This is a genomic window from Ruegeria sp. CK1 (assembly GCF_056536545.1).
Genome location: NZ_JBQFPX010000013.1, coordinates 1 through 15,000, shown reverse-complemented (window position 1 = coordinate 15,000; position 15,000 = coordinate 1). Strand labels below are relative to the sequence as shown.

Genomic DNA, 15,000 nt, shown 5'->3' with positions numbered 1-15,000 from the left:
TTAGAAAGGGCCTCATGGATTGGGGCGTTTTCTAAGACACGGTTTTCGGATCGGGAGGCCGCCTTCGGGACGGTGGCCACGAATTGATCCGGGCGTGTCGTCTCGAATGTGCAAGATGCCGGGGCCCGACGGTGTCTTTGCCCGCTGAGAACATCGAAAGGTGACATCTGACATGGCTCAAACGTTCCTTGGCCAGAAACGTCTTCGTAAATATTACGGCAAAATCCGTGAAGTTTTGGAAATGCCGAACCTCATTGAGGTCCAGAAATCTTCTTATGATCTTTTCCTGCGCTCCGGCGATGCAGAGCAGCCCACTGACGGCGAAGGCATCAAAGGTGTGTTCCAGTCGGTTTTCCCGATCAAGGATTTCAACGAAACCTCCGTTCTGGAGTTCGTGAAATACGATCTGGAAAAACCTAAGTATGACGTCGAAGAGTGCATGCAGCGCGACATGACCTACAGCGCGCCGCTAAAGGTCACTCTGCGTCTAATCGTGTTTGATGTCGATGAGGACACTGGCGCGAAATCGGTCAAAGACATCAAAGAACAGGACGTGTTCATGGGCGACATGCCCCTGATGACACCGAATGGGACGTTCATCGTGAACGGTACCGAGCGTGTGATCGTGTCCCAGATGCACCGCTCGCCCGGTGTGTTCTTTGACCACGACAAGGGCAAGACCCATTCTTCGGGTAAACTGTTGTTCGCCTGCCGCATCATCCCGTATCGCGGCAGCTGGCTGGACTTTGAGTTCGACGCCAAAGACATCGTATTCGCCCGTATCGACCGCCGCCGCAAACTGCCTGTGACAACCCTGCTGTATGCGCTGGGTCTGGATCAGGAAGCGATCATGGACGCGTATTACAACACCGTGTCCTACAAGCTGGACAAGAAGAAGGGTTGGGTCACCCCGTTCTTCCCTGATCGTGTCCGCGGTACCCGTCCAACTTATGATCTGATCGACGCCAAATCTGGTGAAGTGATTGCCGAGGCAGGCAAGAAAGTTACCCCACGCGCGGTCAAGAAGCTGATCGAAGAGGGTGTGGTAACTGACCTGCTGGTTCCGTTCGATCACATCGTTGGCAAATTTGTCGCCAAGGACATCATCAACGAAGAAACCGGTGCGATCTATGTTGAAGCCGGCGATGAACTGACCCTTGAATACGACAAGGATGGCGACCTGATCGGTGGTACCGTCAAGGACCTGATGGACGCCGGCATCACCGACATCCCGGTTCTGGACATCGATAACGTCAACGTCGGCCCGTACATGCGCAACACCATGGCTCAGGACAAAAACCTGAACCGCGAAAGCGCGCTGATGGACATCTACCGCGTTATGCGTCCGGGCGAGCCGCCCACCGTTGAGGCAGCGTCGGCCCTGTTCGACACGTTGTTCTTCGACAGCGAGCGTTATGACCTGTCTGCCGTTGGCCGCGTGAAAATGAACATGCGCCTGGCACTGGACGCGCCGGACACCCTGCGCACCCTGCGTCGCGAAGACATCGTGGCCTGCATCAAGGCGCTGGTTGAACTGCGTGACGGCAAAGGCGACGTGGACGATATCGACCACCTCGGCAACCGTCGTGTGCGTTCGGTCGGTGAATTGATGGAAAACCAGTACCGCGTCGGTCTGCTGCGTATGGAGCGCGCCATCAAAGAGCGTATGTCGTCGGTCGAAATCGACACGGTCATGCCACAAGACCTGATCAACGCGAAACCGGCTGCGGCTGCTGTTCGTGAATTCTTTGGCTCGTCGCAGCTGTCGCAGTTCATGGACCAGACCAACCCGCTGTCGGAGGTTACCCATAAACGCCGTCTCTCGGCGCTTGGCCCCGGTGGTCTGACGCGTGAGCGTGCTGGCTTTGAGGTTCGCGACGTACACCCGACCCACTATGGCCGGATGTGCCCGATTGAAACGCCGGAAGGTCCGAACATCGGTCTGATCAACTCGCTGGCCACATTCGCCCGCGTGAACAAGTACGGCTTCATCGAAACTCCTTATCGCGTTGTTAAAGACGCCGAGGTGACCGATGAGGTTCACTACATGTCCGCGACCGAGGAAATGCGTCACACCGTGGCGCAGGCGAACGCAACACTGGATGAGAACGGCAAGTTCATCAACGAGATGGTCAACACCCGTCAGGCCGGGGACTACACCCTTGCGCCAGTCGAAAGCGTTGATCTGATCGACGTGAGCCCGAAACAGCTGGTTTCGGTCGCTGCATCGCTTATCCCGTTCCTTGAAAATGACGACGCCAACCGCGCTCTGATGGGCTCGAACATGCAACGTCAGGCGGTTCCGCTGCTGCGCGCCGAAGCGCCGCTGGTCGGTACCGGGATCGAGGAAAAGGTTGCGATCGACTCGGGTGCTGCGATTCAGGCGAAACGCGCCGGTATTATCGACCAGGTCGATGCCCAGCGTATCGTTATCCGTGCCACCGAAGATCTGGAACTGGGCGACGCAGGCGTTGACATCTATCGTCTGCGCAAGTTCCAGCGTTCGAACCAGAACACCTGCATCAACCAGCGTCCGCTGATCAAGGTGGGTGACACCGTCCAGAAGGGCGAGGTCATTGCCGACGGTCCGTCGACCGATATGGGTGAACTGGCCCTTGGCAAGAACGTGGTCGTCGCGTTTATGCCGTGGAACGGTTACAACTACGAAGACTCGATCCTGATCTCGGAACGTATCGCGCGTGATGACGTATTTACCTCGGTCCACATCGAGGAATTCGAAGTCGCCGCCCGTGATACAAAGCTGGGACCGGAAGAGATCACCCGTGACATTCCGAACGTCGGTGAAGAAGCGCTGCGCAACCTCGACGAGGCGGGCATCGTTTACATCGGTGCGGATGTTGAGCCGGGCGATATTCTGGTCGGCAAGATCACTCCGAAGGGCGAAAGCCCGATGACCCCGGAAGAAAAGCTGCTGCGCGCCATCTTCGGTGAGAAAGCATCTGACGTGCGCGACACCTCGCTGCGCGTGAAGCCGGGCGATTACGGTACAGTCGTCGAGGTTCGCGTCTTCAACCGTCACGGCGTCGAGAAAGACGAACGTGCGCTTCAAATCGAGCGTGAGGAAGTCGAACGTCTGGCCCGTGACCGAGACGACGAGCTGGCGATCCTTGACCGCAACATCTATGCGCGTCTGCAAGGCCTTATCCTGGGTAAAACCGCTGTCAAAGGCCCGAAAGGCGTCAGGGCAGGATCGGTGATCACCGAGGATCTGCTGGAAACCCTGACCCGTGGTCAGTGGTGGCAGCTGGCGCTGGAAGACGAGCAGGACGCACAGATCGTTGAGGCTCTGAACGAGCAGTACGAAGTGCTGAAACGCGCTCTGGACGCCCGTTTTGAAGACAAGGTCGAGAAAGTCCGTCGTGGCGACGACCTGCCGCCGGGTGTGATGAAGATGGTCAAAGTCTTCATCGCCGTGAAGCGTAAGCTTCAGCCGGGCGACAAGATGGCCGGTCGTCACGGGAACAAAGGTGTGATTTCCAAGGTAGTTCCGATGGAAGACATGCCGTTCCTGGCCGATGGTACGCCGGTTGACTTCTGTCTGAACCCGCTGGGCGTGCCTTCGCGTATGAACGTTGGTCAGATCCTTGAAACCCACATGGGTTGGGCCGCGCGCGGTCTGGGTCTGAACATCGACGACGCTCTGGGTGAATACCGCCGTTCCGGCGATCTGACCCCGGTTCGCGAAGCGATGAAGCTGGCCTATGGCGAAGATGTCTACGAAGAAGGCATCACCGGTCTGGATGAGGGTGACTTGATCGAGGCTGCGGGCAACGTGACCCGCGGTGTTCCGATCGCAACCCCGGTCTTCGACGGTGCCAAAGAGGCTGACGTCAACGACGCGCTGGTGCGTGCGGGCTTCTCGGAAAGCGGTCAGTCGGTTCTGTTCGACGGTCGTACGGGTGAGCAATTTGCACGCCCGGTGACCGTGGGCATCAAGTACCTGCTGAAACTGCACCATCTTGTGGACGACAAAATCCACGCGCGTTCGACCGGGCCGTACAGCCTGGTGACCCAGCAGCCGCTGGGTGGTAAGGCGCAGTTCGGTGGTCAGCGCTTTGGTGAGATGGAGGTCTGGGCTCTGGAAGCTTACGGCGCCGCCTACACCCTGCAGGAGATGCTCACCGTGAAATCGGATGACGTCGCCGGCCGGACCAAGGTCTATGAGTCGATCGTCAAGGGCGAGGATAACTTTGAAGCGGGCGTACCGGAATCGTTCAACGTTCTGGTGAAAGAAGTCCGTGGCCTCGGCCTGAATATGGAACTCCTGGATGCGGAGGTTGAGGAGTAAGGGCCTCGGCCCTTTCTCCCGTCCCCCCTTCCGCAAAATTTGAGGTATCAAAATGAACCAGGAAATCACCAACAACCCGTTCAACCCGCTGACGCCCCCGAAGGTTTTTGACGAGATCAAGGTCTCGCTGGCGTCGCCTGAACGGATCCTGTCTTGGTCCTATGGTGAGATCAAGAAACCCGAAACCATCAACTACCGGACGTTCAAGCCCGAGCGTGACGGTCTGTTCTGTGCGCGTATCTTTGGCCCGATCAAAGATTACGAATGCCTGTGCGGCAAATATAAGCGGATGAAGTATCGCGGCGTTGTCTGCGAGAAATGCGGTGTGGAAGTCACCCTGCAGAAAGTCCGCCGTGAGCGTATGGGCCACATCGAACTGGCCGCGCCCGTCGCACATATCTGGTTCCTGAAATCGCTGCCGTCCCGCATCGGTCTGATGCTGGACATGACTCTGCGTGATCTGGAACGTGTTCTGTACTTTGAAAACTACGTCGTCATCGAGCCCGGTCTGACTGACCTGACCTACGGCCAGATGCTGACCGAAGAAGAGTACATGGACGCGCAGGATGCCTATGGCATGGACGCGTTCACCGCGAATATCGGTGCCGAAGCCATCCGCGAGATGCTGGCCCAGATCGATCTGGAAGCCGAAGCCGAGCAGCTGCGCGCTGATCTTGCCGAAGCAACCGGCGAGCTGAAGCCCAAGAAGATCATCAAGCGCCTGAAGGTTGTTGAATCCTTCCTCGAGTCAGGCAACCGTCCCGAGTGGATGGTGATGACCGTGATCCCGGTCATTCCGCCGGAACTGCGTCCGCTGGTTCCGCTGGATGGTGGCCGTTTCGCGACTTCGGATCTGAACGATCTGTATCGCCGCGTCATCAACCGGAACAACCGTCTGAAGCGTCTGATCGAGCTGCGCGCGCCTGACATCATCGTCCGCAACGAAAAGCGGATGCTGCAGGAATCCGTTGACGCTCTGTTCGACAACGGCCGTCGTGGCCGCGTGATCACCGGCGCCAACAAGCGTCCGCTGAAATCGCTGTCGGACATGCTGAAAGGTAAGCAAGGCCGCTTCCGTCAGAACCTTCTGGGTAAGCGCGTCGACTTCTCGGGCCGTTCGGTCATTGTGACCGGTCCGGAACTCAAGCTGCACCAGTGCGGTCTGCCCAAAAAGATGGCGCTGGAACTGTTCAAGCCGTTCATCTACTCGCGCCTTGAAGCCAAGGGTCTTTCTTCGACTGTCAAACAGGCGAAGAAACTGGTCGAGAAAGAGCGTCCCGAAGTTTGGGATATCCTCGACGAGGTGATCCGCGAACACCCGGTCATGCTGAACCGTGCGCCTACGCTGCACCGTCTTGGCATTCAGGCGTTCGAGCCGGTTCTGATCGAAGGTAAAGCCATCCAGCTGCACCCGCTGGTTTGTTCGGCCTTTAACGCCGACTTCGACGGGGACCAGATGGCGGTTCACGTCCCTCTGAGCCTTGAGGCGCAGCTGGAAGCGCGTGTTCTGATGATGTCGACGAACAACGTTCTGTCGCCTGCAAACGGCGCGCCCATTATTGTTCCGTCGCAGGATATGATCCTGGGTCTGTACTACGTTACTCTGGAACGCGAAGGCATGCCGGGCGAAGGCAAGGTCTTTGGTTCGATCGAAGAAGTTCAGCACGCGCTGGACGCGGGTGAAGTGCACCTGCACACCAAAATCACCGCGCGGATCACGCAGATCGACGACGAAGGTAATGAAGTTCAGAAGCGTTATGAAACCACTCCGGGCCGTCTGCGTCTGGGTGCGTTGCTGCCGATGAACAACAAAGCGCCGTTCGAGCTGGTCAACCGCTTGCTGCGGAAGAAAGAAGTGCAGCAGGTGATCGACACCGTCTACCGTTATTGCGGTCAGAAAGAGTCGGTTATCTTCTGTGACCAGATCATGTCGATGGGCTTCAAAGAAGCGTTCAAGGCTGGCATCTCGTTCGGTAAGGACGACATGGTCATTCCTGGCGACAAATGGGGCATCGTTGATGACACCCGCAATCAGGTGAAAGACTTTGAACAGCAGTACATGGACGGCCTGATCACTCAGGGCGAAAAGTACAACAAAGTTGTCGATGCCTGGTCGAAGTGTAACGACCGCGTCACCGAAGCGATGATGAGCACAATCTCGGACGTCGCCAAGGCCGAAGACGGGTCGGATCAGGAGCCGAACTCGGTCTACATGATGGCTCACTCCGGTGCGCGTGGCTCGGTCACTCAGATGAAACAGCTGGGCGGTATGCGCGGCCTGATGGCCAAGCCGAACGGTGACATCATCGAAACGCCGATTATCTCGAACTTCAAAGAAGGTCTGACCGTTCTCGAGTACTTCAACTCAACCCACGGTGCGCGTAAGGGTCTGTCGGATACCGCTCTGAAGACGGCGAACTCGGGTTACCTGACCCGTCGTCTGGTAGACGTGGCACAGGACTGCATCGTTCGTGAGATCGACTGTGGCACCGAGCGTGCAATCACTGCCGAAGCCGCCGTTAACGATGGTGAGGTTGTTGCATCGCTGGCCGAACGCGTTCTGGGTCGTGTGGCTGCTGACGATGTTCTGCGTCCGGGCACCGATGAGGTGATCGTGGCTGCAGGCCAGTTGATCGACGAACGCATGGCCGACACAATCGACGAAGCCGGTGTTGCATCGATGCGCATTCGCTCGCCGCTGACCTGTGAGTCCGAGGAAGGCGTTTGTGCCACTTGCTACGGTCGTGACCTTGCACGCGGTACCATGGTGAACACAGGCGAAGCTGTCGGCATCATCGCCGCTCAGTCGATCGGTGAACCGGGTACACAGCTGACCATGCGTACGTTCCACATCGGTGGTGTTGCGCAAGGTGGTCAGCAGTCGTTCCAGGAAGCCAGCCAGGAAGGCGTCGTTTCCTTCGAGAACCCGCAAATTCTGGTCAATGCGGCAGGCGAAAGCCTGGTCATGGGCCGGAACATGAAGTTGGTGATCAAGGACGAGCATGGCGAAGAGCGTGCCAGCCACAAGCTGGGCTACGGCTCGAAACTGTTTGTTAAAGACGGCACCAAAGTGGCCCGAGGCGACAAACTGTTCGAGTGGGACCCCTACACCTTGCCGATCATCGCTGAGAAAGCCGGTACCGCGAAATATGTCGATCTGGTTTCGGGCCTCGCCGTCCGCGACGAGACTGACGATGCAACCGGCATGACCCAGAAGATCGTGATCGACTGGCGCGCCGCCCCCAAAGGCAGCGACCTCAAGCCCGAGATCATTCTGGTCGGTGAAGATGGCGAGCCGGTCCGCAACGATGCGGGCAACCCGGTTCACTATCCGATGTCTGTGGATGCGATCCTGTCGGTTGAAGACGGTCAGAAGGTCGAGGCCGGTGACGTTGTTGCGCGTATCCCGCGCGAAGGTGCCAAGACCAAGGACATCACCGGTGGTCTGCCGCGTGTGGCCGAATTGTTCGAAGCGCGTCGTCCGAAAGATCACGCGATCATCGCCGAAGCCGATGGTTACGTGCGCTTTGGCCGCGACTATAAGAACAAGCGCCGCATCAGCATCGAACCGGCTGACGAGTCCATGGAGACCATCGAGTACATGGTACCCAAGGGCAAGCACATCCCGGTTGCTGAAGGTGACTTCATCCAGAAGGGTGAATACCTGATGGATGGTAACCCGGCTCCGCATGACATCCTGTCCATCATGGGTGTCGAAGCGCTGGCGGATTACATGATCGACGAAGTGCAGGACGTCTATCGTCTGCAGGGCGTGAAGATCAACGACAAGCACATCGAGGTCATCGTGCGCCAGATGCTGCAGAAGTGGGAGATCCTGGATTCAGGCGACTCCACCCTGTTGAAAGGCGAGCATGTCGACAAGCAAGAGTTCGACGCGGCCAACGAGAAGACCATCGCCCGCGGTGGTCGTCCGGCACAGGGCGAGCCGATCCTTCTGGGGATCACCAAAGCTTCGCTGCAGACGCGTTCGTTCATCTCGGCGGCGTCGTTCCAGGAAACCACCCGCGTGCTGACCGAAGCCTCGGTTCAGGGCAAGAAGGACAAACTGGTTGGCCTGAAAGAGAACGTCATCGTCGGGCGCCTGATCCCTGCCGGTACCGGTGGTGCGACCCAGGCCGTGCGTCAGGTTGCCCAGTCGCGCGACAACGTTGTGATCGAAGCCCGCCGGGAAGAGGCCGAAGCGGCCGCTGCTCTGGCTGCGCCGATGGTCGACGACGACATGGTTGGCGACGAGCTGGACGTTCTGGTGGAAACACCGGAAAGCCGCGAGTAAACGACCCGATAGGTTAAGAATTAGGCCCCGCACTTTTGCGGGGCCTTTTTTGTCGGTTAACAAGGTCCGATGCCCCATTTAACACTGACTGAGCGCGTCACAGCAGTTCCCGGTTGCGATGCGTGAAACGAGGCCTGAAGACCCCTATTCGCATCAAATGAACGGCTTTATTCAAAATAAACACTATTCATGTTATGCTTAATTCCCGTTTACCAATCTTTGACTGGAGATCGGATGATGGTACCCGTTTTGAAACTGTGCCGTGCGTTTTCCGTTTTAAGCCTTGGCTTTCTGATTGGCTGCTCTGATTACGCATATGTTGGAATGCCTCAGGGCCAGCCCTCACGAGAAGTGAAAATCCCAGACGGTTCAACCCGCTTGATTCCAACTTCATCCTCGATCGTCGGTCTGGCTTATGATGACTCTCGAGAACGGATTTTCTTGCGCAATCTTCCGGGCACTCAGCTGCAGGAACTCGACAGAGATGGTCGAGTTTTGCGCACTTTCTCAGCTCAGCAGGTTCCTGCAGGATGCGGTGGCGTTACCCCCAACGACTTCCCGATCAAGGAATGCGGATTGGCTCTGCGGGAGGCCGACGGCCACCTGTTCCTAGATCACCCGAATGGTTTGATGATTTCGGAATTGACGCGTGACGGCCAGTTTGTACGCAACATCAGACTTGCACAACCCCAAGGGCCCATCGGTGGTGTTGCATTCGATGAAAACACGAAAACCTTGTATGTCCTGTTCATTCGGAACCGGTTGATCGCCGAGCTAGACCTGAACGGAAAGACGAAACGGGTTATCCGGCCAACCAATCCCTCTGTCGGTGCAGCGCTGCAAATTGAGAGATTTGGATTGGGCATCAATTCCGACCGGCGAGAGCTTTATGTGGCACTTCAGAACGGCAACCGCCTAGGAGTGTTGAACATGTCCGGAGGATTGATTGCGACCTATAGTCTGAGCGCAGGAGTGACGGTGGAAGGTATCGGTGGCGGCCGGGTCTTTGGCTTCTGAAACGCAGGGAAAGTAGCGCTTTGTGTTCGTTGTGGTCTTTGGTGAAGCTGAACGGAAAACTTGGATAGCGGTGGGTATCAACAGACGCGTTCTTATCAAGAATCTAATCTAGTGCGTTGACACGGCTGTCATCGATTGGGCCAATGCCACGATTGAGACGTGAGTGGACCCAGCGGAAATGACCCCAAACTTGAAAGGCGCGCTGCTTATGATGGGCAGCATGGCCGCGTTTACTGTGAACGACACTTTCGTGAAGGTGGCGCTTCAAGACCTGCCCCTGTTCCAATTGGTGGCGATGCGTGGGGTTCTGGCGACTGCTTTGGTCTATTTGCTTGCTCGGCATTTCGGTGCGCTTCATTTGAACTTTTCGCGCTACGATAAGTGGCTGGTCGGAATCCGCTGCATCGCCGAACTGTCGGCCACATTCTTTTTCCTGACGGCATTGAAGAATATGCCTCTTGCAAACGTGACGGCGGTTTTACAGGCTCTGCCGTTGACGGTTACGTTAGGGGCCGCATTGTTTTTCTCGGAGCAGATCGGCTGGCGTCGGATAATTGCCATTGGCATCGGCTTTTCCGGGATGCTGCTGATTGTGCGACCGGGTCCAGATGGGTTCAGCCTTTATTCTGTTTATGCGCTGTTAGCGGTGGTTTCGGTGACGATCCGCGATCTGATCACGCGGCGTATGTCTGCGCAGGTCCCATCGATGGCCGTCACGCTTGCAACATCTTTGTCGATCACGCTGACCGCCGGCGTTGTTTCAGGTTTCGAAGGGTGGACGGCGGTCTCAGTGGACAACGCCGTGCTGGTGGCATCTGCGGCGGTTTTTGTACTGATGGGTTATCTGTTCAGCGTGATGGTCATGCGTGTCGGCGATGTTGGGTTTGTTGCGCCGTTTCGCTACACCAGCCTGATTTGGGCATTAGGGCTGGGATGGCTCGTGTTCGGAGATTGGCCAGACACGATTACGATGCTTGGGGCTGCTCTGGTCGTTGGGGCAGGGTTATTCACCCTCTTCCGCGAACGCCGCTCTCACACAGACGCGTGAGCCCGGCGTACTGCGTCTTGATCGATGGCAAAACGCGCGATGAATTCACCTTCTTGTTCTGGCGTTAGAGGTAACAGCTCGGCCTTGTTATTGCGGGCATGGTAAGAATCGTTGAACTGGTTCAGCGCGCGGACCCACATCGGCGCGTCTGGGTAGCTGATCACCGGCATGAAGTTCCCGATCCGATGGTGCCCGAAATTCATTATCGTCTGGTCGCATCCCTCACGCACATACATTCCCAGCGCCACTCCTAGCAGTGACTGGAATTTTTGGGTGGCAAGAATCCCATCAGGGCCAAAACGCGCCAGAAATCCACTGTTGTAGTCGATGGCAACGGTTCTGCTTTTCTCTATGAGCCCTTTGCCATCTTCCAGAGCACTGCGTAGGCGTTCCACGAAATCCACCGAGACGGCGTCGTCATCATCGTGTCGGAATTGCAGACAGGGTGCGTCGATATCACCGCGAGCGGTATTGATGACCTCTTTCATGACCTTGCGGTGACGCATAGGTTCGCGGACGACGATCTTTACTTGCTTTATGCCAGCGGTCAGGTCGTGCAGCCGATCAAAGGCGGGTTTAGGCAGGCAGTCGCCGATCACGATGAGGAATTGAAAGTCCTCATCTGTCTGTTCTTTAAAACAGGGCAGGGTGGAGGTTTCGAATAGGCGAAAGCGTTCCTCCAATCGGGCGGGATTGTAGAGGTACCTTCTGCGTTCCTCTAGCGTATCATGTTCCACCTGAAAGCCACCATAGGCAGGATAGGAAAAGCGGCACAGGCCGATAACTTGCATGATTCATCCGTGGCTCAGACTGATAACGAGACTATGCCTTTGAAGGCTGAGACCCGCAACAACTGTCACGCTGGAAATCACCGCCCGCTCTAGATAAGAATGCACAAACCTGCCCGGCTGCCGCACAACGGGGTGCACTGTTGACACTCGGGCCGACTCCCCTTAATACGCGCGTCATCTCGGTACCGGGGGCCGCCCCATAACCGATTTCAGTAATGAACTGGTCAAGGCCCGGACAATTTTGCAGTTCGCGCCCTCTGATAACCAACCGCGACGTTCACCTCGGAATGGGAACGCTCGCGGATTTTGCGCTTGTGGACGCATGAGTGCAGCAAGTTTAACCGCACGCAATGCGCGTGCATGTCATGTGTGTTGCAAAACGGGGAAGAAACCGGAATGCCAACTATTCAACAGCTGATCCGCAAACCGCGGCAGCCTAAAGTAAAACGCTCGAAGTCCATGCACCTGGAGCAGTGCCCGCAGAAACGCGGCGTCTGCACCCGCGTGTACACTACCACACCGAAGAAGCCGAACTCGGCTATGCGTAAGGTCGCCAAAGTGCGCCTGACCAACGGGTTCGAGGTCATCTCGTACATCCCCGGTGAAAGCCACAACCTGCAGGAACACTCGGTTGTTCTGATCCGTGGCGGCCGTGTAAAAGACCTTCCCGGTGTGCGCTACCACATCCTGCGCGGTGTTCTGGATACTCAGGGCGTTAAAGACCGTAAGCAGCGTCGTTCGAAATACGGCGCGAAGCGTCCCAAGTAAGAAGGAGAGGCTGATATGTCACGTCGTCACGCCGCCGAAAAACGCGAAGTCCTGCCTGACGCCAAATTTGGCGACAAGGTTCTGACCAAATTCATGAACAACCTGATGATCGACGGCAAGAAGTCGGTCGCAGAGCGCATCGTTTACAACGCTTTTGACCGCGTTGAGAACAAGGTAAAGCGCGCACCGGTCGAAGTGTTCCACGAAGCGCTCGACAACATCAAACCTTCGGTCGAGGTTCGCTCGCGCCGCGTTGGTGGTGCAACCTACCAGGTTCCGGTCGAAGTCCGGCCTGAGCGCCGCGAAGCACTGGCCATCCGCTGGCTGATCACCGCTGCGCGCGGCCGCAACGAAAACACCATGGAAGAACGCCTTGCAGGCGAGCTGCTGGACGCTGTTCAGTCCCGCGGTACTGCCGTCAAGAAACGCGAAGACACCCACAAGATGGCCGAGGCGAACAAAGCCTTCAGCCATTATCGTTGGTAATCCCAGAGGCTTAGACAAATGTCACGCGAATATCCTCTCGAACTATACCGTAACTTCGGTATCATGGCGCACATCGACGCGGGTAAGACCACCTGCTCGGAGCGTATCCTGTATTACACTGGTAAATCCCATAACATTGGTGAGGTGCACGATGGTGCGGCCACCATGGACTGGATGGAGCAGGAGCAGGAGCGCGGCATCACCATCACTTCGGCTGCGACCACCACCTTCTGGGAACGCACCGAGGACGGTCACACTGCTGACACTCCCAAGCACCGGATGAACATCATCGACACTCCCGGCCACGTTGACTTCACCATCGAAGTCGAACGTTCGCTAGCGGTTCTCGACGGTGCCGTTGCTGTTCTGGACGCCAATGCTGGGGTTGAGCCCCAGACCGAAACCGTGTGGCGTCAGGCGGACCGCTACAAGGTGCCGCGTATGGTTTTCGTCAACAAAATGGACAAGATCGGCGCTGACTTCTTCAACTGTGTTCGCATGATCGAAGACCGCACCGGTGCACGCGCTGTTCCGGTTGGTATTCCGATCGGTGCCGAATCCGAGTTGGAAGGTCTGATCGACCTGGTCACCATGGAAGAGTGGCTGTGGCAGGGCGAAGATCTGGGCGCAAGCTGGATTAAAGCACCGGTTCGTGACAGCCTGAAGGACATGGCCGAAGAATGGCGTGGCAAGATGGTTGAAGCAGCCGTCGAGCAAGACGACGACGCCATGATGGAATACCTGGAAGGCAACGAGCCCGACGCCGATACACTGCGCAAACTGCTGCGCAAGGGTACTTTGGCGCTGGACTTCGTTCCGGTTCTGGGTGGCTCGGCGTTCAAGAACAAGGGTGTTCAGCCTCTGCTTAACGCTGTGATCGACTATCTGCCCAGCCCGCTGGACGTTGTCGACTACATGGGCTTCAAACCCGGCGACGAGGACGAAGTTCGTGACATCGCACGTCGTGCAGACGACAACATGCCGTTCTCGGGCCTGGCGTTCAAAATCATGAACGACCCCTTCGTTGGATCGCTGACCTTTACCCGGATTTACTCTGGCACCATGAACAAGGGTGACTCGATCCTGAACTCGACCAAAGGTAAAAAAGAGCGCATCGGTCGTATGATGATGATGCACTCGAACAACCGGGAAGAGATCGAAGAAGCGTTTGCAGGCGACATCATCGCGCTGGCGGGTCTGAAAGACACCACCACCGGTGACACCCTGTGTGACGCGAAGGATCCGGTGGTTCTGGAAACCATGACCTTCCCCGATCCAGTGATCGAGATCGCGGTTGAGCCCAAAACCAAGGGCGACCAAGAGAAGATGTCTCAGGGTCTGGCCCGTCTGGCTGCCGAAGACCCGTCCTTCCGTGTGGAAACTGACCTGGAATCCGGTCAGACCATCATGAAAGGCATGGGCGAACTTCACTTGGACATCTTGGTTGACCGTCTGAAGCGCGAGTTCAAGGTTGAAGCGAACATTGGTGCACCGCAGGTGGCCTATCGTGAAACCATCTCGATGCCGGTCGAGCACACCTACACCCACAAGAAACAGTCGGGTGGTTCGGGTCAGTTCGGTGAGGTTAAGCTGGAGATCACTCCGACCGAGCCGGGCGAAGGTTACTCCTTTGAGTCCCGCATCGTTGGTGGTGCCGTTCCGAAGGAATACATCCCGGGTGTCGAAAAAGGCATCCAGTCGGTTATGGACAGCGGCCCTCTGGCTGGCTTCCCCGTGATCGACTTCAAGGTTGCCCTGCTGGACGGTAAGTTCCACGACGTTGACTCGAGCGTTCTGGCGTTCGAAATCGCAGCCCGTATGTGTATGCGTGAAGGCATGCGCAAAGCTGGCGCGAAACTGCTGGAACCGATCATGAAGGTCGAAGTGATCACCCCGGAAGAATACACCGGCGGTATCATCGGCGACTTGACCTCGCGTCGGGGCCAGGTGTCGGGCCAAGAGCCGCGCGGCAACGCAATCGCGATTGATGCGTTTGTTCCGCTGGCGAACATGTTCGGCTACATTAACACTCTGCGTTCGATGTCGTCGGGCCGTGCCCAGTTCACCATGCAGTTCGACCACTACGATCCGGTTCCGCAGAACATCTCGGACGAGATTCAGGCGAAATACGCATAAGCGAAAATTTGAGGGAGCTCCGGTCAGGGGCTCCCTTCATTACCGAAAAAGGAGGCCATCATGGCAAAGGAAAAGTTTGAGCGTACAAAACCGCACGTCAACATCGGCACGATTGGCCACGTTGACCACGGCAAGACGACGCTGACCGCAG

The 15,000-nt window shown here is 57.0% G+C and carries 9 protein-coding genes; 8 read left to right on the top strand and 1 reads right to left on the bottom strand.

The features are described 5' to 3' along the window. Positions 1–172 precede the first annotated feature (172 nt). The 4 genes from rpoB (at position 173) to ACR0L3_RS19500 (ending at position 10,668) form a co-directional block, all read left to right on the top strand. Positions 173–4,309 carry a DNA-directed RNA polymerase subunit beta gene (gene rpoB / locus ACR0L3_RS19515; protein WP_480747450.1) on the top strand — a complete coding sequence of 1,379 codons (4,137 nt, stop codon included), beginning with the start codon at positions 173–175 and terminating at the stop codon, positions 4,307–4,309. 52 nt (positions 4,310–4,361) lie between these two features. Continuing rightward, positions 4,362–8,603: a DNA-directed RNA polymerase subunit beta' gene (rpoC, locus tag ACR0L3_RS19510; RefSeq protein ID WP_480747449.1), complete on the top strand. Its 4,242-nt coding sequence runs from the start codon at positions 4,362–4,364 to the stop codon at positions 8,601–8,603. Positions 8,604–8,837: 234 nt separating this feature from the next. Beyond that, complete coding sequence (locus tag ACR0L3_RS19505; protein WP_480747448.1) at positions 8,838–9,620, top strand: hypothetical protein; 783 nt, start codon at positions 8,838–8,840, stop codon at positions 9,618–9,620. Between the two features lie 178 nt (positions 9,621–9,798). Then, positions 9,799–10,668, top strand: a complete 870-nt coding sequence (locus ACR0L3_RS19500; RefSeq protein ID WP_480747447.1) for a DMT family transporter — start codon at positions 9,799–9,801, stop codon at positions 10,666–10,668. Here ACR0L3_RS19500 and ACR0L3_RS19495 read toward each other — a convergent pair. Beyond that, positions 10,653–11,459: a putative rhamnosyl transferase gene (locus ACR0L3_RS19495; RefSeq protein WP_480747446.1), complete on the bottom strand. Its 807-nt coding sequence runs from the start codon at positions 11,457–11,459 to the stop codon at positions 10,653–10,655. The genes ACR0L3_RS19500 and ACR0L3_RS19495 overlap by 16 nt on opposite strands. Positions 11,460–11,855: 396 nt before the next feature. On the opposite strand from ACR0L3_RS19495, the gene rpsL reads away from it, so the two are divergent. The 4 genes from rpsL to ACR0L3_RS19475 form a co-directional block, all read left to right on the top strand. After that, complete coding sequence (rpsL, locus tag ACR0L3_RS19490; protein ID WP_005621086.1) at positions 11,856–12,227, top strand: 30S ribosomal protein S12; 372 nt, start codon at positions 11,856–11,858, stop codon at positions 12,225–12,227. Positions 12,228–12,242: 15 nt separating this feature from the next. Further along, positions 12,243–12,713, top strand: a complete 471-nt coding sequence (rpsG, locus tag ACR0L3_RS19485; protein ID WP_010441203.1) for a 30S ribosomal protein S7 — start codon at positions 12,243–12,245, stop codon at positions 12,711–12,713. A gap of 18 nt (positions 12,714–12,731) precedes the next feature. After that, on the top strand, positions 12,732–14,849 hold the full coding sequence (fusA, locus tag ACR0L3_RS19480; protein ID WP_480747445.1) for an elongation factor G: 2,118 nt from the start codon (positions 12,732–12,734) through the stop codon (positions 14,847–14,849). A 60-nt stretch (positions 14,850–14,909) separates the two neighbouring features. Further along, on the top strand, positions 14,910–15,000 hold a 91-nt coding region (locus ACR0L3_RS19475; RefSeq protein WP_215675807.1), incomplete at its 3' end, for a GTP-binding protein.